General features: G+C 45.8%; 16 protein-coding genes. 13 read left to right on the top strand and 3 right to left on the bottom strand.

The genetic code is table 11. From position 1 onward, the window contains the following. Positions 1-73: 73 nt before the first annotated feature. Positions 74-691, bottom strand: coding sequence for a TMEM165/GDT1 family protein (locus RID53_RS17165; RefSeq protein WP_446389246.1), 618 nt, complete (start codon positions 689-691; stop codon positions 74-76). Between the two features lie 1,081 nt (positions 692-1,772). Between RID53_RS17165 and gap the strand changes: the two genes are divergently transcribed. The 6 genes from gap to RID53_RS17135 all read left to right on the top strand — a co-directional run bounded on the left by gap (position 1,773) and on the right by RID53_RS17135 (position 12,362). Then, a complete protein-coding gene (gene gap / locus RID53_RS17160) occupies positions 1,773-2,795 on the top strand; it encodes a type I glyceraldehyde-3-phosphate dehydrogenase (RefSeq protein WP_446389245.1) in 1,023 nt (340 codons plus the stop codon). 556 nt (positions 2,796-3,351) lie between these two features. Further along, positions 3,352-6,753: a PAS domain S-box protein gene (locus tag RID53_RS17155; RefSeq protein WP_446389244.1), complete on the top strand. Its 3,402-nt coding sequence runs from the start codon at positions 3,352-3,354 to the stop codon at positions 6,751-6,753. A gap of 114 nt (positions 6,754-6,867) precedes the next feature. Further along, positions 6,868-8,487: an ATP-binding protein gene (locus RID53_RS17150; RefSeq protein ID WP_446389243.1), complete on the top strand. Its 1,620-nt coding sequence runs from the start codon at positions 6,868-6,870 to the stop codon at positions 8,485-8,487. Positions 8,488-8,567: 80 nt separating this feature from the next. Then, on the top strand, positions 8,568-9,875 hold the full coding sequence (locus RID53_RS17145; RefSeq protein ID WP_446389242.1) for an SWIM zinc finger family protein: 1,308 nt from the start codon (positions 8,568-8,570) through the stop codon (positions 9,873-9,875). 245 nt (positions 9,876-10,120) lie between these two features. Beyond that, the gene (locus tag RID53_RS17140; RefSeq protein ID WP_446389241.1) at positions 10,121-10,729 is read left to right on the top strand and encodes a hypothetical protein; all 609 of its coding nucleotides are present in this window, start codon (positions 10,121-10,123) and stop codon (positions 10,727-10,729) included. A gap of 97 nt (positions 10,730-10,826) precedes the next feature. After that, on the top strand, positions 10,827-12,362 hold the full coding sequence (locus RID53_RS17135; protein ID WP_446389240.1) for a DUF5691 domain-containing protein: 1,536 nt from the start codon (positions 10,827-10,829) through the stop codon (positions 12,360-12,362). 11 nt (positions 12,363-12,373) lie between these two features. Here the strand turns inward: RID53_RS17135 and RID53_RS17130 are convergent, their stop codons facing one another. Then, positions 12,374-13,345, bottom strand: coding sequence for an Rpn family recombination-promoting nuclease/putative transposase (locus RID53_RS17130; RefSeq protein ID WP_446389239.1), 972 nt, complete (start codon positions 13,343-13,345; stop codon positions 12,374-12,376). Positions 13,346-13,566: 221 nt separating this feature from the next. Here RID53_RS17130 and RID53_RS17125 point away from each other — a divergent pair, with 221 nt between their 5' ends. From RID53_RS17125 to RID53_RS17105, 5 genes are all read left to right on the top strand, one after another. Then, entirely contained in the window at positions 13,567-14,673 is a 1,107-nt protein-coding gene (locus tag RID53_RS17125; RefSeq protein ID WP_446389238.1) for an ATP-binding protein, read from the top strand. Positions 14,674-14,739: 66 nt separating this feature from the next. Next, positions 14,740-15,171, top strand: coding sequence for an FHA domain-containing protein (locus tag RID53_RS17120; protein WP_446389237.1), 432 nt, complete (start codon positions 14,740-14,742; stop codon positions 15,169-15,171). A 1,670-nt stretch (positions 15,172-16,841) separates the two neighbouring features. Further along, the gene (locus RID53_RS17115; protein ID WP_446389236.1) at positions 16,842-19,460 is read left to right on the top strand and encodes an MHYT domain-containing protein; all 2,619 of its coding nucleotides are present in this window, start codon (positions 16,842-16,844) and stop codon (positions 19,458-19,460) included. Positions 19,461-19,961: 501 nt separating this feature from the next. After that, a complete protein-coding gene (locus RID53_RS17110; RefSeq protein WP_446389235.1) occupies positions 19,962-20,150 on the top strand; it encodes a hypothetical protein in 189 nt (62 codons plus the stop codon). Between the two features lie 38 nt (positions 20,151-20,188). Next, positions 20,189-22,570, top strand: a complete 2,382-nt coding sequence (locus RID53_RS17105; protein ID WP_446389324.1) for a DUF5682 family protein — start codon at positions 20,189-20,191, stop codon at positions 22,568-22,570. A gap of 196 nt (positions 22,571-22,766) precedes the next feature. Here the strand turns inward: RID53_RS17105 and RID53_RS17100 are convergent, their stop codons facing one another. Then, on the bottom strand, positions 22,767-25,145 hold the full coding sequence (locus RID53_RS17100) for an NACHT C-terminal helical domain 2-containing protein (RefSeq protein WP_446389234.1): 2,379 nt from the start codon (positions 25,143-25,145) through the stop codon (positions 22,767-22,769). 569 nt (positions 25,146-25,714) lie between these two features. Here RID53_RS17100 and RID53_RS17095 point away from each other — a divergent pair. Further along, positions 25,715-25,981, top strand: a complete 267-nt coding sequence (locus tag RID53_RS17095) for a hypothetical protein (protein ID WP_446389233.1) — start codon at positions 25,715-25,717, stop codon at positions 25,979-25,981. Between the two features lie 48 nt (positions 25,982-26,029). Beyond that, positions 26,030-26,278 carry a DUF1816 domain-containing protein gene (locus RID53_RS17090; protein ID WP_446389232.1) on the top strand — a complete coding sequence of 83 codons (249 nt, stop codon included), beginning with the start codon at positions 26,030-26,032 and terminating at the stop codon, positions 26,276-26,278. Positions 26,279-26,285: the final 7 nt, after the last annotated feature.

Genomic DNA, 26,285 nt, shown 5'->3' with positions numbered 1-26,285 from the left:
CGAGTATGACGAATGACGAATGACAAATGACGAATGACGATTCCCGCCGTTAACTTTTATTGTCCCTACCTACCTAAACTTGTTCTAACATCGCTATGACACCGAAAATCAGAAATAATACGCCTCCTAATGCTGTTACCAACCGTTCAGAAATTCGTCCTGCAATTAATCGTCCACCAATTACTGCGATCGCGGTGCAAATCCCATGACCTAAAATTGCCCCCACAGTAACGCCAACAGGTTGATGGGCGGCGGCTAAAGCGATGGTGCTAATTTGAGTGCGATCGCCCCACTCCGCCAGAAATGTCATGGTAAAGGCTTGCAGTAGAATCGCGAGATTGGCAGACTGTAACTTATCTTTCTTATTCTGTTTGGCGACTTCCACCGCCGCTTCCTTTGCGCCTGTATTTTCTGCTTGAGCTGGCATTTTACTGGCATCATACAACAGTTTAAAGCCAAATCCTAAAAATAAGGCAATTTCCCCATAATGGATATAATAGTCAGGCAGCAACGACACCACCTGTCCCAATAATACAGATAGTACTGTCATCGCTGCTAACGCCGCTAGGACTCCCAAAAATACCAGCCGCCGCGAATAACGCATGGATAAGATAACGCCAATAAAAAACGTCTTATCCCCTAACTCAGAAATCGTAATTAGTAATAATCCGGCGGTAAATGCAGTTAACATTTTTACAAGCTCCTTAATCAATTGCCGTTGATGGAGCTTGATGAGAAAAGGCAGACCCCACCAAGCTCACATCAACTTGTGAACTTAGTGAAAGTCTCGCTACCAAGGAACTAACTATTCAGCTCAGATTCTGTAGATTCAAATGACCTGAAGCTTCAATCCCTTGTCACCTGAACCAGGCTCATTACCAGTATGTTGATTCAGGTATCCTGGTAATCTTTGACCAGGAGCTACTCCCTTTCATTCTTTTTTAAGATAGCACAATTTAATTGTTTTATCGAGTCTTCTCAGAGATTCAATTCAGAAGCTATTTTCCATATCTATTCATTTTTTATTCATATTAATTTCATTTTTTCGAGTAAGTAGTCTGACAAAATTCCTTAATATACAGTAGGGTGGGCATTACCCACCCGTCAAAATATCAGTAACATTCTATGTAAGGTAGCTTTGAGTTAGATATTCGACATCTTGAAGAAGTCAGGAATCTGATCAAACCCGATCCAGTTAAGAATGAGTACGACTTGCACAGAAGCGAAAGATTACCTTCTCTTAACGTTATCCATCAGGATTATTTGTTATAGTATAGAGTTTTATCCACCATCCAGATTCCCGTTCCCCAGAGAGTAAATCGGTAGACAACTCTCTTCCAGAAGGATAATGGAGCTACTCAACGGCTCAGGGCAAGCTGATCAATCAAGTTTTTCAATCGTAGAGATAGACACAGGCAACATCTGTCTATACCTGATCAGCTTGACTAATTTTTCAGTATCAGTTGTAGCAAATTTAGGTTCAAAGTCCTGGACAATGATTCTGCAAAAACCAATTGACGAATCTTGCCGAAACCTGCAAGCTTGAAAAGAACTGACAATCCGTCTATAAACAGTAAGGGATAGCTAACCGTTAATTAGGGAGCAGTCTAAAGAAAACCTAAAGCAGACGCGGGTACAGTTCATGTCAGATGGTCAGACGAATGCTACGTCAGAAGGCTGACACTGGCTAATAGTAGTAGGCTTCCCTTTGACGCTGTACCCAATAGCATTCCCTGGCATACTCTGTACAACTTAACCAAAAGGAGAATTTTATGGCACCTATCAAAGTTGGCATTAATGGATTTGGTCGCATTGGACGCCTAGTTTTCCGGGCTGGACTAGAAAACCCCAATATCGAGTTTTGCTGCATTAACGACCTGGTTCCGCCAGAGAGTATCGCCTATTTGTTAAAGTACGACTCCACCCATGGTCGGTTCAACGGTACGGTAGAAGCCAAACCCGATGCCATTGTGGTCAATGATAAGGTAATCCCCTGCGTCTCGATCAAGAATCCAGAGGAACTACCCTGGGGGAAATATGGCGTCGAGTATGTGGTTGAGTCCACCGGTCTATTTACCACCTATGACGGTGCATCCAAGCACCTCACCGCCGGAGCGAAGCGAGTCGTCATCTCGGCTCCCACCAAAGAAAAAGACCCGGAAAAAGTCCCCACGCTCTTGATGGGTGTGAATCATGAGAGCTACGATCCCAACAAGCATACGGTTGTATCCAACGCCAGTTGTACCACCAACTGCCTCGCTCCTGTGGCTAAAGTCATTCAAGACAACTTTGGTTTGGCAGAAGGTTTAATGACCACCGTTCACGCCATGACTGCTACCCAACCCACCGTAGACGGACCGAGTAAGAAAGACTTGCGGGCTGGACGCAGTGCGGCGCAAAACATTATCCCCGCCTCTACGGGTGCAGCCAAAGCCGTTACCCTGGTTCTACCGGAACTCAAAGGTAAACTCACTGGGATGGCATTCCGCGTACCCACGCCCGATGTCTCGGTCGTTGACCTCACCTTCCGTACTGATAAAGCCACCAGCTATCAAGAAATCTGTGACGCGATGAAGAAAGCCTCGGAAGGAGAACTCAAAGGGGTTCTGGGATATACAGATGACTCCGTGGTGTCCACAGACTTCACCACTGATCCCCGTTCTAGCATCTTTGACGCGGGGGCGGGTATGGAACTCAACTCCAACTTTTTCAAAGTTGTGGCTTGGTATGACAACGAGTGGGGCTATTCTAATCGCATGATTGACCTAATCCTGTCCATGGCAGCGAAAGGGTAGAACCACCTCAACTTCACGGGGTGACAAGCTAGCTGAAGTGTTGAGCTATCCTGCTTTTAGCCCATTTCTTCTTGTCACAGATAGGGTCAAAGATAGCGGTTGTTTCTGGGGAACCAGCCCCCCAGACCCTAAAAGAAAAGTTCCTCCTTATCTTCCCCCCGCGTCGGGGGGATTGAGGGGGGTGGGGGGACGAGCGCCTCCCCCATACCCCCTGTGCAACGCTTCGCTAATCCCATATCTCATGGCTGTGGTCTTCATCTGTCAATAAGGGTGTCAATAAGGCTTCATCTTTGGAGATACTAATGTCACTCAAAGCCAGATTTTTAAAGGTTTTAGACGGCTTGTCACCCCTTCAGCTCCTCGACAAAATCAACATAATTCGCGGCAATCCCCGCCTTCCCGAGGTAAGGCGGGGTTAAGTTTGGTTGACAGTCCCGAACCGGATTCCGTAAAATCGTATTTTTTTATTAGGGCTGCCGAAGACAACCAACCGGGTTGTCTTTAAAATTTTTCTAGGCAGATCTTTTTTAGCCAGATCCAGATCAAGGATACAGTGATGACAGAACCTTTTGCGGATGTCTTTTGGTTGACCTCGGTAAATCGGCATCAATTATTATACGCTAATGCGGCGACTGAGCAGATGTGGGGTCACACCCCTGACCAATTATCCAGTCATCCGGGAGGGTATATGCCGTGTATCCTGGATGCGATCGATCGCCGGGATCGAGAGCGAGTAGCGGCGGCTTGGATGCAACACCCCACCAGTGAATCTCCACAAGAGTATCGCATTATCAAATCCGATCGCTCAATCCGATGGGTGCGATCGCGCTCTTTTCTCATCCCGAATCCCTGGGAAGAAAGCCAGCCAAATGCTCCTCAAACTCTCCTCGCCACGATTACTGAAGATATTACCGAAGACAAACAGGTTAAGGACACGCTCAATCAACGAGAACAGGAATTTCGAGTTCTACTGGATCATTCTCCGGATATTGTCGCTCGGTTTGATCGCCATCTGCGTCATGTCTACGTCAACCCTGTCATTGAACAGGAAACGGGTATTCCCTATCAAGAGTTTTTAGGCAAAACCCACCGGGAATTAGGATTACCAAAAACTCTTATTCCCATCTGGGAGGACTCCTTACAAACGGTGTTCCAAACGGGTGAGGAAAATGAGAGTGAATTCACGTTTTTGACTCCCCATGGACAACGGTATTATCAATCGCGTCTGGTTCCCGAATTTGCCCCGGATGGTTCCGTTGAATTTGTCCTCAGCGTGTGCCGCGATATTACCGACATTCACCAGGCTCAACAAGCGGTGCGGGAGAGTGAAGCCCGTTTCCGCACGGTATTTGAGTTGGCACCCATTGGTATGGCGATCGCGAATACTCAAGGGCGGGTTCTGCATACCAATCAGGCACTGCAAGATATCCTCGGCTACAAGGCTAACCAATTATTAAATCAGCCGTTCCATCTGTTTATCCATCCCGATGAGATAACCCAGTGCTATCAAGACTTACATAAACTGATCACCGGGGAAATCACTCACATAAACGCCGAAAAACGCTATATTCATCACCAAGGTCATCTGGTCTGGGTGCATGTGTCAGCGTCAGCCGTTCGGGGCGCGAATGGGTTATCTGAGTACACGATTGCTCTGATTCAAGATATTAGCGATCGCAAACAAGCGGAATGCCTGCTGCAACAGGCTCATCTCCATTTAGAACAACGAGTCAGCGAACGCACCGCCGAACTTGAACAAACGAATACTCGCCTCCAGCAAGAAATTACTCACCGTCAAACCATAGAGATACAATTACAACAAGCCAAAGAGCAACTGCAAGCAGTTTTGGATGCAGTACCCGGTTGTGTCTCCTGGATGAGTCGCCAAGGACGATATCTGGGAGTGAATCAATATTTGGCAGATATGTTCAACCTGTCACCGGACGACTTTGTGGGTCAACCCCTCGGCTTTCTCAATAGTAATCCGACGTTTGTCAACTATATTGAACAGTTTATCGCAAGTTCGGCTCAAACTGACCAAAATATCCTGGAAATCAATATCAATGGTTCCTGTCACTATCACTTAATTGCCACTCAAAAATATCAGCAAGGAACCCATATTGTTTGTGTGGGCATTGATGTAACTCAGAGCCAAAAAGCCCAGCAAGCCTTGCAGAACCAAAAAGACTTCCTGCAAACCATCATTGACACCAACCCCAATATCATTTATGTCAAAGACCAAAACGGTCAGTATATTTTAGCCAATCGCATGTTTGCCGAACATCGGGGGATTCCTGTCGAGGAAGTGCTGGGAAAAACAACCGCCCAACTCCATGATGATGCGGCAGATGTGGAACGCTTTATGGCTGAGGATCAAGAGATATTGACTACCTTACAGCCGAAATTCATTCCCGAAGAGTTTTCCTGGGATCAAAACGGTAAAATTCGCTGGTATCAAACCATTAAAACCCCGTTGGTGGCTCCCGATGGACAGGTGACTCAAGTCCTCGGCGTGAGTACCGATATCACCGCCCGTAAACTGGCAGAGGATCTCTTACAACAAAGTGAAGCCCGCTTACGGCTTGCCCTCGATGCCGCACAGATGGCAAAGTGGGATTGGAATTTGCAAACTGGAATGATTACTTGGTCTTATCGCTTGGAACAACTCTATGGATTGGCATTTGATCGTCCAGAAATTCCCTATAAAACCTTTTTAGAAAAGGTTCACCCGGAAGACAAAGAACTGGTTAAGCAAAGCATGGAATGGGCGATTCAAACTGGAGAGGATTATGACCTTGAATATCGGATTATTTGGCCCGATCAGATTGTGCGCTGGATTCAAAGCAAAGGTCAGATTATTTATGACAAAACCGATCAGCCTATCTGGACAATTGGATTGAACCTAGATGTGACAGAACGTAAGCTGGCTGAAGAACAGTTACGCCAGCGTGAAGAACAATTACGGTTAGCCCTAGATGCGGCGCGTATGGGATTCTGGGATAGAAATCTGGAGACGGAACAAATTACCTGTTCCTATCACCTGCAACACCTATATGGGTTAGATGCCAAAACCACGCAGATTAGCTACAAAATGTTTCTGGAAATGATTCATCCTGAGGATCGCGATCGCGTTCACCAAGCGGATCGCCGAGCGATTGATGAGCAGGAAGATTGCTATGATATTGAATTTCGGATTATCAGAACTGATGGGAACCTGCGCTGGGTGGAAAGCAAATCTCAAGTATTTTATGATGAAACCAGTCAGCCTGTGCGGATGATGGGAATTAATCTGGATATCACAGAGCGCAAGCAAGCGGAAATCCAAATTCAAGCCTCTTTGCGGGAAAAAGAAGTCTTGCTCCAAGAAATTCACCATCGGGTTAAAAATAATTTGCAGGTGATTTCCAGTCTTTTGGATTTACAATCTCAGTACATTACCGATCAAACGACAGTGGAACTGTTCCAGGAAAGTCAGAATCGGGTGAAGTCAATGGCGTTGGTTCATGAAAAATTGTATCAGTCTCAAGATTTTGCCCGGATTAATTTTGCTGAGTACATTGAGAATTTGACCAGTTATTTGTTTCAGATCTATATTTTTGAATATAACCAAGTTAATTTGGAATTTCATATTCATGAGGTTGATTTAACGATTGATGCTGCTATTCCCTGTGGTTTGATTATTAGTGAATTAGTGTCTAACGCGCTTAAATATGCCTTTCCGAATGGTCAGGAAGGGACGATTGAGGTGATCCTGACCGCAGAATCTGAGGATCGATGTCACCTAACGGTCAAAGATAATGGCGTTGGATTTCCACCCGACCTAGAATTTGCCAACCCTAAGTCATTAGGCTTACAATTAATTAATGTTCTGACTGAACAATTGGAGGGTGATCTCAGTTTTAACCTGGATAAGGGAACAGAAGTGAATATTAGTTTTCCAATCGAAAGCTGTAACTAAACTGTAGAGACGTGTCATGGCACGTCTATCTTACTTATTGGACATAGCTGGCTCTGGTGTTAAATGCCGAGTTGATTTAATTTTATTATCTATGTGTGGTTTTCAATTAAACAAATGGTTAAAGCAAAAATTTTAGTCGTTGAAGATGAAAGAGTTGTCGCTCTCAGCATTCAAAATCGCCTGGAATCCCTCGGATATACTGTAACCGCCAATGTGATATCTGCCGAAGCCGCGATCGCGGGAATTCCTCAAAATCCTCCCGACTTGGTGCTGATGGATATTCGGCTCAAAGGTAAAGTCGATGGCATTGAAGCGGCGGCTCAAATGCGCCAGCAGTTTCAACTCCCTGTTATCTATCTGACTGCCTATAATGATCAGGAGACGTTGGAGCGGGCTAAACTCACCGAACCCTATGGTTACTTGCTCAAGCCCTTTGAATCCAAAGATTTAGCAACCACGATTGAAGTAGCGCTCTACAAACATAAAATGGAGCAACAGCTTCGGGAGCGAGAGCAATGGCTAGCCACGACGTTAAAAAGTATCGGTGATGCAGTTATTACCACTGATCCGCAACGGGCAATCACGTTTATGAATCCGGTAGCTGAGGCGCTAACAAAATGGACACAACAAGACGCCTTAGGTCAGGATTTGAATCAAATCTTTCTGACCATTCATGAAATGACACGAGAAGCCATTCCGAACCCCGTCACGTTGTCTCTAGAACGGGGGACAACCGTAAACCTAGAAAATCATACGCTGCTGATTAATAAAGAGGGTGAAGAAATTCCCATTGATGATAGTGCGGCTCCCATTAAGAATGATAGCGAACAGATTCTGGGAGCTGTATTGGTGTTCCATGATGTCATTGAGCAACGACAAATCCAAGCCTTGCTCAAGCAGACTAATGCCGACTTAGAACAAAGAGTCGCTGAAAGTACCGCCCAATTAAGACAGCAAAACCAACAACTAGAAGCCGAAATTGCCCGACGCCAGCAGCTAGAAGAAGAGTTACGGGTAGCGTTAGCTAGAGAACGAGAATTGAGCCAATTGAAATCTCGAATTGTTGCCACAGTTTCCCATGAATACCGGACTCCCCTGACGACAATCTTGTCGTCTACGGAAATGTTACAAAGATATAGCGATCGCTTGACGCCGGAGAAAAAACAGAAACATTTCCAACGGGTGAAACAGTCGGTTGAGCATCTGACGAATCTAGTCAACGATATGATTTTCATTGAGCAAGCCGAAATTCAAGCCCTGGAATTTAATCCCACTCCAGTGAATGTTGAGGAACTCGTGGGCGAGGCGATTGAAGCGGTGCGCCCCAAATCCGCCGGAAAACATACCCTGAACCTGATCTGCCCAAGTGAGTGCGATCGCGTCGTTTTAGATGGCAGTTTGCTGCGACTCATTCTCGATAACTTATTGTCTAATGCGATCAAATATTCTCCAGAGGGAGGATTAATTGAGGTCGAACTAAGTCCTCAAGCCCAGGAAATACGGCTGCGGGTTTCTGACGAAGGCATTGGTATTCCCCCGGATGATCAGGGGAAATTATTCAAGGCATTCTATCGCGCCAGTAATATTGGCATTACTCCTGGTGTGGGCTTGGGATTAGTGATTGTGAAAGAATGTGTAGAATTGCATCAAGGTAGAGTGGAGGTTGAGAGTGAAGTTGGCGCAGGAACCACGTTTACGATAATCTTGCCCGTGGCGGAATCAGTTGAAGGATGAAAGAGGGCAATGGGCAATGGGCAATAGCCTGATCCTTCCTAATCTCAACCGTTAACTTTAATTGTGTCCACCTACTCAACATGCCTATTACCTGGACTCCGGAACAAATCCTTGCACTCGCCCCCGATGCTAAGTCTGCCCAAAATGGTCAAGGCTTGGCACGTTTATCGAAATGGCAAGGATTGGGACGAAATCAGGAGGCGGTGTGGGGAGAGTGTAAAGGAAGTGGAAGTAACCCCTATCAAACCCAAATCGATTTAGGTGAAACGGCGTTTAAATGCAGTTGTCCGAGTCGTAAATTTCCCTGCAAACATGGACTCGGACTCTTATTACTCTTCGCCAATCAACCCGATAGGTTTAACCAAAATCAATCTCCTGATTGGGTAAACGATTGGATTAGCACTCGCCGTCAAAAACAGGCGAAAAAGGTAGAAAAATCAGAAAACGTTGCTGATCCCGCAGCTAAAGCCAAACGCGCCGCCAAACGGGAGGAAAATGTTACCGCCGGGGTGCAAGAATTAGACCGTTGGTTGCGTGATTTAGTCCGTCAGGGATTAGCCAACTTACCGGAAAAAGACTATCAGTTTTGGGATACGGTAGCCGCCCGGATGATTGATGCTCAAGCCCCAGGATTGGCGCGTCAGTTACAGGAGATGTCGGGGATTCCCTATACGGGAGTGGGTTGGCAAGAACGCCTCTTGGCACGGTTGGGACGTTTGTATCTGTTACTGCAAGGATTCCAACGCCTAGAAACATTACCCCCAGACAGGCAAGCCGATATCCGCACGGCGATTGGGTGGGGGCAAAAAGAAGAAACCGCTACCTCGATGATCCGCGATCGCTGGTCAATCTTAGGACAGTGCATCGAAGACCAGGATAACCTGAAAGCGCAACGGATATGGTTACAAGGACAACAGACGCATCGATTCGCCTTGATCCTGACCTTTGCCCATCATACTCAACCCCTAGACACCAGTCTCATCCCCGGAACTCTCCTCGACGCCGATTTGGGATTCTTTGCCAGCGCTTATCCGTTGCGGGCAATTGTCAAAACCCGTAACGCCCCAGCCATACCGTTTACAGAAATGGAAGGGGAACGCGCGATCGCAACTGCTCTAAATCAATACACAAATGCGTTAGCTTGTCAACCCTGGTTAGACCAATTTCCCCTCAGCTTACAAGGAGTTATTCCCCAGAAATATAACCAAGGATGGGCATTGCGCGACGATTCTAACCAGGTATTACGCCTCACCCCCAGATTTACAGAGGGTTGGCAGTTATTTGCCCTGAGTGGGGGACATCCCATCACCGTATTTGGTGAATGGAATGGTGATCACTTTTTTCCCTTAAGTGCTTTTTCCCAAGAGCAGTTTATTGTGTTTCGATAATGTTCGTAGTAAAGGCTTTAGCCTTATATAGCACTACGCACACACGTTAGGACAAAATGAAGAAAAATTAAAATCGCTCAATCCCTTTTCAGGTAAGCTTTTGTCTTCACTATTGCCTATTGCCTATTGCCTATTGCCTAGCGCGTAGCGCTATATTTTGTTAGGTTTGCTGGCTTCAACCTAAATCCTGTTGGGTTTTGCTATCGCTCTACCCAACCTACAATACCTAAAACTCAGGAGTATTTATGTCTAAGCCCAAAATTTTGCAAGAGGGAACCAGCTATAGTTTTCGTTCCTACTTTGAGCTACCCAATGATACCGATGAAATCCTGGCAGAGTTTGGCTATAAGTTTGAACGCCAGCGCATTCACTTACCCAAAACCACTCGTGAGATTGAGTATCTTTCGGAGTTACAGCAGCAGTTAGAAGACACGATTCCTTATGTCACTCTCAGTAGTGAAACAGCCAAGCGGGAAATTTTGATTGCGCCAGTGTTGGCGCGAGTGGCGGTAATGTGCCGCCGTTTGCTACGCATTGAGTACCCGTTGAAGGTTAATGAGCAACTTCAGGGGAATTTAGATTATTTTATTGAGTCGGAGATGGGATTAATTGTTATTGAAGCGAAGCGGGATGATTTGACGCGGGGGTTCACTCAACTAGCGGTGGAGTTGATTGCGTTGGCAATGCTCCAGGAATCACCGGAGGTGTTGTATGGAGTGGTGACTATTGGGGAGTTGTGGGTTTTTGGTAAGTTAGAGCGAAGTACGTTAACAATTATAAGAGATATTGGGTCTTATACGTTGCCCGATGATTTGAGAGAGTTAGTAAATATTTTAGTGGGAATTTTAGAGTAAAAGGGTAGAAGGGTTAACTAACAGTAATAGAGTAATCAATTCAGAGGAACCTGTTCGATTAAAATCGGTTTAATATCCTATCTTCGGTAAAGCCTCAATGAGTCTCTGGCAAGACGTAATCACCACCGCCTTAGTTGGCACCGAGAGACGAACTCTCACCCTTACTCCAGCCACTAACCCACTCAGTCAACTTTTATGCCAACTTAATTCTACTGACCCAGAAGCCACATTACTCAGCGCGGCTGGGACAATTTCTCTCTATCACCGCGCCGGACAACGCCCGATTACCGATAACCAACCTTTACCCCAACCTTGTCCACCTGAGGATAAACCCCCTTGTAGCCCCCGCGCCGCCCATTATCTGAAATTGATGTTACAAAAAGACCGGGCAAAACTCTTACCGGAATGGTTAGCCGCCGCCGCTACAGCTGGATACCGTGTGCCCGACTATTATTTGCCAGAGTTACTGGAAGTTGGACGCACCTCACCTCAGTTACGCCCCGCCATTCTCCCGGTTTTAGGTCAACGGGGACGGTGGTTAGCCGCCCATAATCCGGATTGGAATTATGTGGGAGATGAGGATATCGAACAAACGTGGACAACTGGAAGTCTAGACGCCCGCAGACTTCTATTGCAACATCTACGGCATGAACATCCCGCCTCAGCACGGGAACGACTTGTGGCTGTGTGGCAACAAGCATCGTCAGATGCCAGAATCGCGTTGTTAGACACCTTGCAAATTGGCTTAAACCTGGAGGATGAGGCATTTTTAGAGGTTGCACTGGATGACCGTCGTCAAGAGGTGCGACGCCAAGCGGCTACTTTATTAGCACAGTTACCGGAATCGGGGTTATGTCAGCGGATGAAACAACGCATCCAATCGGCTATCACATTTCGGCGCAAGCGTAACCGTTTGCATCTAGATTTTCTCCTCCCGGATAATCATGACCAAGAGATAACTAGAGATGGGATTGATAGCAAACAGCCGCCTCAGTTATTAGGCAATAAAGCCTGGATGATTTTACAAATCGTCGCCGCGACTCCCCTTTCTCTGTGGTCAGACCTTCAGGAAGAATCCCCGACTGAATGGATACAAGCCGCAAAACGGAGTGAGTGGGATCATTCCGTGGTTGAAGGCTGGGCGGTAGCGGCGATGCGCCAACAGAATCCGGACTGGGCAGAGGCTTTACTGCCGTTTAATGGTACGTTTAAGGGCTATTTAATCCCGCAAAAGCAATTAATTTCTGGATTAATTAATGTCCTCTCTCATGAACAACGAGATAGTTTTTTCCTGAATTTATTCCCATCCAGTAAGGTTCCCTTTAATAGTAAACATCCGGCGTTTACGTTATTAACCCATTGCCATGTTCCTTGGAGTATAGAACTAACCGAGATTGTTTTAGACGGTGTGCGCCGCTATCTGAAGAAGACGGATAATCCTTACGATTGGTCGCTGTCTACTGGATTAAAAGAGTTTGCTTATTTTATGAGTCCTGATATTGTCCCCGAACTCTCGACCCGTTTCAGCAATATTGTACCCGAACGGTTGGCTTTAGCCTCCTATTGGACGGAGGTGATTGATGAAGTATTGGCAATTTTGCATTTACGCTATGAAATGGGCAGAGAAATTTGAGCGTCAACAGTTTATTGGTCTATATCTGCCAATAAAGTTAACAAATCATCCCAATTATTCAACTCAAACATAGCATCGCTTAACCCTTCTAAAGCTGACAACGACAAACCTTCTACTAAGCTATTGAGTTCCGCTGTCTGGTCTGGAAATCGCTTGTTCAGCAGACGCAGGACTAAAGCGCGTGCTTCTGTAATGCGACCTTCTTGGCGACCTTCTTGGCGACCTTCTTGACGACCTTCTTCCCGCGCCTCCTGCGATGCTTCTTCGGTAGCATATTTGAGGCGTCCTATCTCATCTCGCAACTGCATGGCTCTACGACTGACTTCCTCAGCTTCTGCTGGTGTCAGGTTCGCTTGATTGGCTATCGTTAACGCTTTTTCTATTGCCCTAACTTCTGCCAAACTTTCTGGGATTTCTTCTAAGTCTTGAGCTTGCGTCATAAAATAAATCCATTTCTCTGCCAAGGTCTGTAACTCTGGCAATTTTTTCACAAATCTCGGTAATTCTACAAAAATTAGCTGCAATTCATGTTCAGGATATTCCGATGAGTTTTCTTTGTCTTTGAACACAAAATGATGAATACATTTATGGCTTTCTTTGAATAGAATGAAATCAGTGATTGTTACGGCAATAACTGGCGTAATCTCCAGGTAATAGTCTTTTGATGTCAACTGATTAGCATAAGCTTTGCAGAGATTGTAAATCCCTCGCTTATGAAAAGCGGCTATCCGTGCGACCTGGATTTCAATGAGGACAATTTCTCCACTGTTTAGAACAGCCCTGATATCCAAGTAACTATCTTTTAAGGTTTCAACCTGACCAGGGTTGTAAGGGTTAACAATGGTTAAACTAGAAATGACACTCTCTCCATTGTAGACAATTGCATTTAAGAAGCTGATGAGAATATCTTCACTTTGGTCTGAACCAAATATTTTCTTGAAAGCATAATCAATCTTTGGACTAATAAATTTTTTCTTAGTCATAAAATATTACTCTTTTAAGCTATTGGCTTTAATTGCCTGAATACAAATTTTGTAGGCGGTACTAAGTTTTGCAAATAGTCCTCAAAGGCTGACAAAGGTTGTAGCTTGCTTGGCGCTTCATGAGGATGACAAAGGGCGAATGACAAGTGACAAATGACGAATAGGGAGAAAGTTAGTTTAGTATAGCAGGTACGGAAGAGTCTTTTTCAGGACAAACAACTGTGAATCGTGCAAAGCTAAACAATCAAAACTTTTTATTGCGTGAACATGCGGAACAACAGTTTGCCGAAGAATTAGCGGAATTGGCAAAAGCAGATCAACGCCAGCGCCCGCCGAACTGGAATTTATCCCCCTGGGCAGTCACAACATATCTATTGGGAGGTACACTAGAGAACGGGTTTGTGGTATCGCCCAAGTATATTGGCGATCGCAGACTGATTGAAATAGCTGTAGCCACTCTCACCACAGACCGCGCCTTATTACTGATGGGGGTTCCGGGAACGGCTAAGTCTTGGGTATCAGAACATTTAGCCGCCGCTATTTCTGGGGATTCAACGTTACTGATTCAAGGAACAGCCGGAACCAGTGAAGAATCCATTCGTTATGGGTGGAACTATGCCCGATTACTCGCCCAAGGTCCTTCGATGGAGGCGTTAGTGGCAAGTCCACTGATGGTGGCGATGGAAGCGGGGAAAATTGCCCGGGTGGAAGAATTAACTCGGATTCCGGCAGATGTCCAAGATACCCTAATTACCCTTCTCTCAGAAAAGATGCTACCAATTCCCGAATTGGGGGATGAGGTGCAAGCGATTAAAGGCTTTAATATTATCGCCACAGCGAATAATCGCGACAAGGGGGTCAATGACTTGTCTAGCGCCCTGAAACGCCGCTTTAATACTGTTGTCCTTCCTTTACCGAAAACCATCGAAGAGGAAGTCGAGATCGTTCAACAACGAGTCGCAAGCTTAGGACGTGCTTTAGAACTCCCGGTGCAAGCCCCCGCCTTAACTGAAGTCCGCCGGGTGGTGACGATTTTCCGCGAACTGCGTAGCGGTATCAGCGAAGATGGTAAAACTAAACTAAAATCTCCCAGTAGTACCCTGAGTACAGCTGAGGCAATTTCGGTGGTGAATAGTGGGTTAGCCCTAGCCGCCCATTTTGGCGATGGACACCTCAGCGCTAAGGATATTGCGTCTGGATTGGTGGGGGCTGTGGTTAAAGATCCGATTCAAGATACGTTAGTGTGGAACGAGTATCTCGAAACTGTGGTCAAAGAACGCAAAGGCTGGACAGACCTGTATCGTGCTTGCCGAGATGTTGGATCTTAGGATCAAGTTGTTTCAGTCGGCGACTCCTGTCGCTACCATTACCTGTAGTGCTTGAGCATAAGTGAGATGTTGCCCATAGAACCTTCTCCAGATTCCCCACCCTCATCGGATCAGTCATCTACTGACGCGGTGAGTTCTGATACGTCCGATTTTGCAGAGGGACATGTTCTCATTGTTCAAGATGACCGAGGACGACATCGGTTTGTTTTAGATGGTGAACTCTATTCCATTGGCAGAGACCATGATTGTGATATTCGTCTGTTCTCACAGTTTGTCTCCCGTCACCACGCCACGTTAATGCGAGTAGAGGGTGAGGATGGGCATGATGCCTATCGCATTGTTGATGGTAATCTCAAAGGGAAGTTAAGTTCTAATGGCTTGTTAATTAACGGTCAAAAGCACCAAAGCTATGAACTGCAAAATGAAGAGGAGATTGTCTTTGGTCCTAATGTGAAGGCGATTTACTACCGAGTGCGTCGGGATCAGGTGGAGGGTTAACTGGTCATTGGTCATTGGTCATTGGTCATTGGTCATTGGTCATTGGTCATTGGTCATTCGTCAGTGTTTGAGGACTATTTGCAGAACTTAATCTCAGTCTAAATAAGTCAAACCTTTTGGACATAAGGGTTCTGTTTTAATTTTCTCAAGTTTATTCGGTTTTTCCTGACAATGTTAAGTAAAGTAAACACCTGGAAACCTTTATCTTGTCGTGAGATGGCGAATGTAGTACGATCAGATTTTCGGTTAGCTTAAGATAATTTGGGGTTTTATTGACTTCTTTCAGGTATTTGTGTCTAACTGTCGCTTCAAACCCTAACTATTGGTTATATCGGACAGTCCTCAGGTCAGACAACAAAAATACTACATCTACCCCTCAATGACCTAATTTTGGCAACGAATTCTGTCGCGGAATTGACAAGAATAAGGTTGTATGCATTAGAAGCCAAAATCAGAACTATTGATGCTAAAAAAAAACGAATTAGCCCTTGACTTTTCGGTACATTTTAGGTACTTTTATATCATGGGAAAATGTGCCGTCCTATAGACCCCGATCAACCGTAATTCGTAGGGTGGGTTAGGCGGTAATTAATTCACAACACAAACCCTTTAATTGGCGCTTCGCCGTAACCCACCACCTTATTCGTGCCAACGGGTGAACTAAGGATGAGAATTCCTCAACGAAATAATGGATTTCCCGGTAACGATAGTGGGGCGAGTCGAGATAATTAATGGATTTCCTCGTAACGATAGTGGGGCGAGTCGAGATAATTAATGGATTTCCTCGTAACAATATGCAGCGACTCGCCCCTACAGCCCATACAGCGTCGATAGGAATAAATGTAATACTAAGTTGCGTTCAAAGATAGCAGATAGAGTAGATGGGGTGAGGGGGAGATGGGGTGAGGGAGAGATGGGGGAAAAAGAAAGTTCTACATTAGACTGCAACTTGGTATAAGGTCGAAAATTATCTCAATCTTAAATTGTCGCTTGGTGCTATATTTATAGCTTTACCAAGGCAGGTTAAGACATTTTCTACTGTTAAAAGTTCTTGGTTCCCGGTTCCCGGTTGGGATTAACTGATATCCTAACGTATCCTCGTAGTGCTATACCCTCAATAAAGGCGAGAGAGTGTATAGGAGATTGAAGGCGCGATCAGGAGATTGAAGGCGCGATCGCAACATTTCCCGCCAGATCGCAACATTCTCCTGCCATCCCCGATAACCCTGTTCTCATGTACGTAGATAACGGTTATTTTACGCCTTAAGATACAGTCTCATCTAAATCTTAAGAGTCATGGCAAGAACGGGTTTTTTTTCTTACAGTTAGATATAGTCAGTTTTACTGAATAGCTATCCCCATTGTCTCTAAACTTAGTTGTATCGAACCGCATCAAACAGATAGCCAGGTTCAACATAGATTTTGGGATTCAACGTGAGGTTGTAGGCAATAGACAGCAGCAAACCTGTCATGATTTCTTCTGCTGAGGCAAAAAAAGCAGGGGTGATTGGCGTTGGTGAGTCATTTGAAACCCTACTGCACGAACCGCCGTGATTCAACGCTTTAGTGAATGTTGGATTCGTTTCACCCTTAACAACGATTAAAGCTATCGCTATTTTAGACCCCTACCAACGGGATAAAACCTAATCTAACTCACATGGATATAACTTATGAATGCTACCTATAACTTCAACCTCGTTTTTCTTTCTATTGCTATTGCCATTATTGCGTCTTACACCGCACTCGATTTGGTGGGGCGAGTCACCGTGGCAAAAGGGCGAACTCGCCAGTTTTGGTTAGCTGGGGGGGCTGTGGCGATGGGGATTGGCATCTGGTCAATGCACTTTATCGGTATGTTGGCGTATAACCTGCCTATCCCGATATCATACAACCTTTCTCGTGTCTGGGTGTCAATGCTGGTGGGAATTCTGGGTTCTGGAGTGGCGTTGTGGCTAGGTTCTCGTCCTCATATAAGGTGGCTGCAACTATTCTTGGGTAGTGTATTTATGGGATTAGGGATTGCCGCGATGCATTATACGGGGATGATGGCAATGAAATTAGAAGCAATCGCCCATTATAACCTGACACTGGTGGCGGTTTCAATAGCGGTTGCGATCGCGGCGTCTTTTGTGGCGTTAGGGTTAGCGTTTCAATTGCGGCATATCCAGACTGATGCGAGAACCTTACCCAAGCTGGCGAGTTCGATTGTTATGGGTTTGGCGATTTCGGGGATGCATTATATAGGGGTGGCGGCGGTTCACTTCCAAACAACAGATTCCGTTGTTCTGCCTTCATCTTCAATGATTGATAACGTATTGCTGGCTCGATTTATCGGTGTGGCGACGTTGTTTATCTTAGCATTACCCCTAATTGTCTTCTTATTTGATCTACGCCTGAATGTGGAGAAGGCAAAAGCCGAAACCTTGCGCCAAAGTGAAGAACGGTTTCAGGCGTTGCTGCAAAATGCTTCTGATTTCATCACCGTGGTGACAGGCGAGGGGATGATTCGCTATACCAGTCCCTCCTTACCGCGTGTGTTGGGGTATGACACGGAGGAGTGGTTGGGTAAAACCATCGGGGAATTTGTCTTAAATGAAGATAATCCCATCGCTGATAGTCTGTTAACCCAAGCCCTGGATTCCCCCAACCGTAATGTAACAGTGGAACTGCGTGTACCTAACGTCTCAGGTGAGGTGCGCGAGTTTGAAGTCATCGCCAATAACCTGTTGCGTTTGCCGAGTGTGGCGGGGATTGTCCTCACCTATCACGATATTACCGACTGTAAGCAGACGTTTCAGGCACTGCAAGCGTCGGAACAGGAAGCTCATTCCCTTGCCCAAAGGGAAGCCTTACTCAATTATCTAGGGCGAGAGATTCGTAATTCTTTGGATGTGAATACGATTCTGGATACGGCTGTTTTCTCGGTTCGCAGCTTGTTAGATCTCGATCGCTGTCAATTCCTCTGGCGTACCCAAAACCAAGAAAAACTCAGTATTGCCATCACTCACGAGGCGCGAAAATCGAATTTACCCAGTCGGTTAGGGTACTACTCGAATCCCGAAGTCCTCTCTTTGATCCAATCCATCCAGGATTTAGAGATGATTCAGATTAATGATGTCACCAAAGACCCAGACTTGGATACCGCTCAACGGCAACTCCTAACTCGGTCTCAGGTTACAGCGCAACTGATTCTCCCCCTGAAAACGAATTCCGGTCAAATTGGTGCTTTAGTTTGTACCGATTATCGAGAACCCCATACCTGGAGTCAAAGTGAAGTCGAACTCCTGACGGCGGTTGTCGATCAACTGGCGATCGCGATCGACCAAGCCCAACTGTATGCCTCTGCCCATAGCACCGCAACGACGGCGACGGCGCAAGCGAAGGAATTGCAGCAAACCTTGCAGAAGTTACAACAAACTCAGGCGCAGTTGATTCAAAGTGAAAAGATGTCCAGCTTGGGTCAAATGATTGCCGGGATTACCCATGAACTGAATAATCCGGTGTCGTTTATCTATGGGAATATCAAACCCGCTAATCAATATGCTCAAGACTTGCTGCGGCTATTAAAGCTTTATCAGCAGTATTATCCAGAACCCCCGGCTGCTATTCAGGAACAAGCTGAAGCAATGAATCTGGAGTTTGTGATCCAAGATTTTCCCAAACTTTTAGGGTCTCTGAAAATGGGGGCGGTGCGTATCCGAGATTTGGTGAAATCTCTGCGTAATTTCTGCCGCTTGGATGAGGCGGATATCAAGTCGATTGATATCCATGAAGGAATTGAGAATACGTTATTGATTTTGGGTAATCGACTCAAAGCCAAGGAGACACATCCTCCGATTGAGATTATCAAACAGTATGGTCAATTGCCCCAGGTGGAGTGTTATGGCGGGCAATTAAATCAGGTGTTTATGAATCTCCTAGATAATGCGATTGATGCCCTGGATGATCAATCCCCGCCGTTACAAATCACGATTACCACTGAGGTCCTAGAAGAGACGGATCAGGTACGGATTCGGATTCAAGATACGGGTCCGGGTATCCCTGAGAACGTTAAAACTCATTTGTTTGACCCGTTTTTCACGACTAAACCCGTGGGTCAGGGTACGGGGTTAGGATTGTCGATTAGTTATCAAATTGTCGTGGAAACACACAAGGGTACATTACAGTGTTTCTCCCAACTTGGCGAAGGAACAGAGTTTTGTATCGATATTCCCATTTCTCAAACTCCAAGCCGAAAATCAGATATTTCAGTACCTCCCAAACGGGTACGTGAAACCTGTGAAGTTTAATTGTCATTGGTCATTGATCTTATGTCATTTATTTCTCATTGATCATGACATCATTCAAGTCAATCAATAGAATCTAGAGGTTGCATCCATGAAGATATTACTGTTTAGCCACAGCATACAATAGTTTAACCCAGCACACTCATTTAGAGTTGGCGTATCGGGGTGATCAGGTTTCGATTGAATTAGGCTTAAATGATCAGGTAATGATTGAAGCTGTGAAACTCTATCAGCCGGATTTAATTTGTCTATCTACTCCTCGACATTTTCCCCCTCATCCCCTAACCCCAACTCCGAACCGTGGGGAGAAGGGGAACAAGATTCACCAATGACGATCCTCCTATTTTATTTTGAAAGGGTATTAGTATAAGTGAAACTTTATAGTCTGTCGGTTAACCGTTTAAATCTGTCAAGTAAAGCAAATGATACGTTTTATGTTAAGGAATGTGAACAGCTAAAAAACAACTGGAAACCCTTATCTTGCCGTTGTGCGGGGACTGTAGTATGATTTATGAAGATAAATTAACCATGAGATATTGGGTTTATATTCGCTTTTATCAATATATTGAGTCAAAAAATCCTCTAATTGCTGATTCTGCCAACAATCTGGCAGTTTTAAGGATCAAGCACTACAAATATTACACGCCGATCTCAACGACACAATTTTGGCAACGCCATCGGTTGCTGATTTGACAAAAAAAACGCTATATGCAGGGGAGTCAGACGAAAACATGAGCATCCATATCTTTGGTATACGTCATCATGGACCCGGATGTGCGCGATCGCTCTGTCATTCTCTGCATCGTCTTAACCCGGATATCCTTTTGGTGGAAGGTCCCCCGGATGGGGATGGGATGCTCCCGTTAGTCACCCATCCCCAGATGCAACTGCCTGTAGCGTTATTGGTTTATAGACCCGACCAACCCCAACGGGCGGTTTATTATCCTTTTGCTATTTTTTCCCCAGAATGGCAAGGGATTGATTATGCCTTAACTCAAGGGATTCCGGTACGGTTTATGGATTTGCCTTTGGTGCATCAGTTGGCTGAGGGAGATGAGAGTTGTAGGGGTTTGGTCTCCAAACCCCATTTCATAGATGGGGGAGAGGATGAGATTTACTATGATCCTTTGGGTTATTTGGCAAGAATTGCTGGGTATAGTGATGGGGAACGCTGGTGGGAACAGTTAGTTGAACATCGCCAGGAGAGTACGGATGTATTTGAGGCGATTTTAGCGGCAATGACGGCGTTGCGCCAAGAGATACCCCCTAGAGATAACCCTAGGGAAGCGCAACGGGAAGCCTATATGCGGAAACAGATTCGGGCGGCGCAAAAAGAAGGATTTCAACGCATTGCTGTCGTCTGTGGTGCATGGCACGCTCCCGCTTTGGTGGATATGCCTGCGGCGAAAGCGGATAATGCGTTGCTGAAAGGATTGGCGAAAACGAAAGTTGAAGCCACTTGGATACCTTGGACTTATGGGCGACTGGCATTTAAGAGTGGCTATGGGGCGGGTGTTGAATCGCCGGGTTGGTATGGTCATTTGTGGGATTGTTATCAGGATGGGGGAGATGAGGGAGATGGGGAAGATGGGGAAGATGGGGGAGATGAGGGAGTTGATTCAACCCTGATTCAGGGCGGGTTTTGTACCAACGTTACTATCAATCGTGACCAGAAAGTCCCTAAACCCGCCCCTACACTATCAACAATCAACCATCAACAATCAGCGATCGCGATTCGGTGGTTGATTAAGGTGGCGCAGTTGTTGCGTCAGGAAGATTTAGATGCCTCATCTGCCCTTATGATTGAAGCGGTACGGTTAGCGGAATCTTTGGCAGCATTGCGCGATCGCTCGTTACCGGGTTTGCTTGAGTTAAATGAAGCCACGCAAACGGTTCTCTGTTTTGGCAGTGATCTGCCGATGGGTTTAATTCAGGATCAACTGATTGTGGGTGAACGATTGGGAGAGGTTCCTGATGATACGCCCATGGTTCCCTTACAACGAGATTTACAGCAGCAGCAGAAACGCTTACGCCTCCCCGCTAATCCCACCGAGAAACAGTATGAACTCGATTTACGCAAAACGAACGACTTAGCGCGATCGCATCTTCTCCATCGTCTCAATTTACTCGGTATTCCTTGGGGGATACGGCAATCGACAAGGGGGAAAGGAACCTTTAAAGAAGGATGGCGGCTGCAATGGCATCCGGAATTTGCGGTGAAACTGATTGAAGCCGGGATTTGGGGGAATACGATTGATACAGCGGCGACAGCATACACCCGAAATCAGGCACAACAGGCGCAAGCGTTACCCAGTCTGACTCAGTTAGTCGAAACTGTTTTATTGGCAAACTTACCTGATGCCTTACCGGAGGTGATGCATCGCCTGCAAACTGAAGCCACCCTTAACCGAGATGTCGCCCAATTAATGGAGGCGTTACTCCCATTGGCGCAGGTATTACGCTACGGAAATGTGCGCCAAACCGATACCCGGATGATTACCTCGGTGGTGGATGGGTTGGTGACGCGGATTTGTCTGGGTTTACCCCTGGCTTGTGCGTCTCTGGATGATGACGCGGCGCGACATATCGATCAGCGTATCCAACAGATGAATTACGCGATTTCTCTGTTAAATAATCAGGAGTATAAACAATCCTGGCAACAGGTGTTATTGCAACTGGCAGATCAAGCCAACCTGAATGGGTTACTCGCGGGTCGAAGTTGTCGATTATTATTAAATGCTGGGGTATTTAAGGGAAATGACGCCTCCCGTCGGTTAGAATTTGCTCTATCTCACGCCAGTGAACCCCCTCAAGCGGCGGCTTGGATAGAAGGGTTTTTGCAGGGGAGTGGATTGTTACTCGTACATGACCATACCTTGTGGCAGATAATTGATGATTGGATTACTCAGCTTCCGGGGGAAACCTTTACCGAGATATTACCCTTATTACGCCGCACCTTTGCCAGCTTTTCTACGGCTGAACGACGACAAATCGGTGAACGAGTTAAACGGGGAACCTCAGTTGAGACACCGGGGATAGGGGAAGAGGAATTGGATAGCGATCGCGCGAATGCAGTTTTACCAATTGTGGCGCAGTTATTAGGATTGAAATAGTAGGGGCGGGTTTAGGGAATCACGTTTCACTATTGATAATATCGTTAGTACAAAACCCGCCCAAATGACCAAATTGTGATGGTGTAGGGGCGGGTTTAGGGAATCACGTTTTACTATTGATGCTAACGTTGGTACAAAACCCGCCCTGACTCAGGGTTGAATCATCTCCCCCATCTTCCCCATCTCCCCTATCTCCCTATTCCCGATACATAAATAACTCGTCCTCAATGTGTTGCTGCACCTGAGTATTGAGATCATCACTGATCCTTAAACAATCCACCAATAATTGATTGGCGTCATAATAATCCCATAGCGATCGCCTCTGGTTTCTGCTAAACTGCCAATCATGTTCCCCTTGGTGATGTTGTCCCAGGAAAAAGCAGACTCGCTCGATCCAAGAGTGACGATGATTCGACCACCATTGGTTCAATATCTCCAGGTTAGATTGAAACTCAAACACCGGATGGAGTAAAGTGTTGAGCGATCGCGCTAATTGACCCAGACGCTCAGGATTAAGAGCGAGGTTAAACTTGAGACTATAATCCAGGGTAGCGTTAAGGATTAAAGCCCGATATAACGGTGGCGGAAACGACTCCTTGGGTAAATATTCCTTCGTTTTAAACGCTAACGCCTCCGGTAATGTAAACTCAACGTCCAATTTTTGGGGTAAGGATAAGCATGAGGGTAATTGCTGTAACGGTGGCGCTTCCAAAGGTTGATTAAGCCGATATGAATTGAGTGTTTGGACTAACGCCTGATCCAAAATTAAAGCCAGGGCAAAATCAAAGGCACGCACGGCGGCTGACTTGTGAGATAATGGGCTAGATTTGGAGCGATGATCTATCCAGTTCACGAATTGCCCTAACCGCTGATCCGGTATCAATAACTGATCCACCCCTTGTTTCATCGCCTGGATTAATCCTTCAGGGTGACGCAATCGGGTGACGGTGAATAAAAACACCTCCCGCCAGGATTGTTCGGTCAAGTGCGTCACTAATTCCGCGATCGCGTCGGGGTTTTGGGCTGTTTTCGTGGTAAACTCTCTAGCGGTGAGGTATTGCTGAATACTCCAATTCGCAAAGGAATAGAGTCGCCGCGATCGCTCTACCAATACTCCATGGTGACATTCAATCGCGTTTAAAATCCCTTGACTCTGTATTTGTAAGCCAACTGGATCAACGTCTTGATAATCTGGGAGTGTTTGCAGATAGTCACCAATATAGTGTTCCACCTGAGATTGAGCAAAGCAATACCGCTGTTGAGTAAAGGTAACAGACGCCACTTGATCCAACAACTTCAACCGATTCACCAAAGACAAGGGTTGTTCAGCGGAATCTCGCTCAACCCCTTTGCCATCATCCCATTTCTGGAGCAGAATATCCAATCCTTCCTGATAGAGTCTAGCCTGTTGGCGAGGAAAATGGGCTTGGGATTGGAAGACATGACAGATGAAACTGAGTAATAGAGGGGTTTTTGCCATGTCCTGAATCGTCCGGTTTTCCGGATACTCCAGTTGTACCCTAAACTCAGCCGCTTTCGCTAACCCCTTCTCCCAATTCACACCAGCCACCGCCACAAAGTACTTCTGGGCAAAATCGCTAATTTGAGTCAACGTCCAATCGGCGAGTTCCACCTCAGTAAATCGACCAAACCGATACAAATCCGCCCCAGTGCGACAGGTGATCACATAGCGATTTTTAGGATAACGATTACAGAACCACCGCAGTTTGTTAAAGAGGGAAAAACGCCTCGACGGGGAGACTTCATCCCAGCCATCTAGCAAAATCAGCAGTTTTCCCGCTTGGAGTAAGGTTTTCACCGTTTCCCCAGAGACACCGCGATCGCTAAAGTCTTGGCAGATATAATCCAGCAAACTCAGCGTATTGGCATCTTGCACCAAATCCCTCAATTCAATATAAATCGGCACCCGATCTGGGGCAAAGTTGCCGTGATTACACTGAGTCGCTACATACTGCAAAAACGTCGTTTTACCCGTTCCCGGTTTCCCCCATATAATCAGGTTGGTAAGTCTAGCCAATACCGCCATTGCCAACACTCGTTCCTGAGAGGTTCCATCCGGACTCAACTCATAAAACTGATCCCGATTCACCTGAAAATGTCGCCGCCAATCCGCCAAGTCGAACCAGCGTCGGTTGGGGATATCTTGCCAAACCTCTACATCAATATAAATATCCGCTAGGGAAATTGGTTGAGGCACATCCCATAATTGCACGGTATCCAATTGAGTCTCAATCTGATCCTGGCAGCAAGCACGAACCTCAGCCACTAAGGCGTTGAGTTCAACAGGCTGATTTGCCGCAGGATTCCTCGCCGGGGATAGCCTCTCGTCTGGAACCTGAGTCGCCACCTCTTGCCAGGATAAATCCAGTTGTCGGCAAATCTCAATGAAAATCCGTCGCTCAACGGGACGACCCGCAAAAAATTTACTGATGGATAGGCGAGTCTTCACGCCAACTTTTTTCGCCAGCACTTGATGAGTCCACTGTTTCCGCGCCATGGCTTCTTTGGCTTGGATGATACCCTGTGCATTTGCCGACAGCGATCGTTTACCCATATCATACCTCCACCGTTCTCAACTTCCGATTCCGCGATCGCATCCTGTTGGGGAGGTTCTGAAGAAACGGTAACACTGCTATACAATAATCCCTTTGTTGATGTTGAATGGACGCGACAAGGTGCATTTCAACATCCAATCTGGCTCTCCTAAACTGGGATGATTGAATTGGTAGTTGATGAACCTCAATTCGGTTATCGGATTGGCGCTAGTTATGTAGGTGATCTAGAAAAAACACGCCAAATCATACTAACTTATACATATTGATAATCAATCTCAACGCGATGTTGATAGATCACCCTATAGACTAGGATAAATCGGCTCGAACTGGAGTCTAGCATAAGTTTACCTAAAGTAGCACTTTGTTAAATCCATTAAAAAACAACCTAATAACTATTAAGTTATGTGAAAAAAAACAAATGCAAACGTTTTTAATTTAAATTCAACAAATTCAGAAAGAAAAAACAAACAAAAACCTTGACGAATTCTGGGGATCATGTAGTCTATAAAACAGAAAAGGATTACAAGCTTCCAAGCTTTTGAAAAATGAGAAGGTAGGTTTTCAGAAAATGGAACTCTTGCAACAGGTAAGACCGACTAACTCCCCTCCAACTAACTTGAGTCACTTAAAGTATGGATTTACCTATAAAATCTCCCAAGAGCTAGAAGAGCAGATGCTCCTGATCAAGATTTTCCTCAAACTCCTAGAAGATTCCCAGGGACACCTGAGCGACGATCAACAGTTAGAGTATCTGCAAATGATTCAAGACTCGGTACACCAGATGACTCAAGCCTTACACGAGGCGATCGAGGATTTTGTCGCCGAAACTACTTAACCTTTGCTTAACCAGTCCGCCGATAACATTGAGGGAGATAATCATGATATGAACTTAAAAACAGAACTGTCTTTAGAAATCTTATCCAAACTGGGATTAGCCTATTGGTTGGAAGTCATCACCGATCATCCTTGGTGTGTTTACTACTTTGGTCCCTTTGGCACAATCCAAGAAGCTGAATTATCCCAGTTCGGTTATCTGCAAGATATTCTCGAAGAAAGTGCCCATCTCATGAGTGTCACAATCAAACAAGTTTGTCCTCAAAACCTAACCCTTTTTGAAGATAGTCTGGATTGAGGTTTGG

The sequence above is a fragment of the Coleofasciculus sp. B1-GNL1-01 genome (assembly GCF_040220235.1).
Classification (GTDB): Bacteria; Cyanobacteriota; Cyanobacteriia; order Cyanobacteriales; family Coleofasciculaceae; genus Coleofasciculus.
Note: the sequence above shows the minus strand (reverse complement) of the source record. Positions and strands in the feature narration are given on the sequence as shown.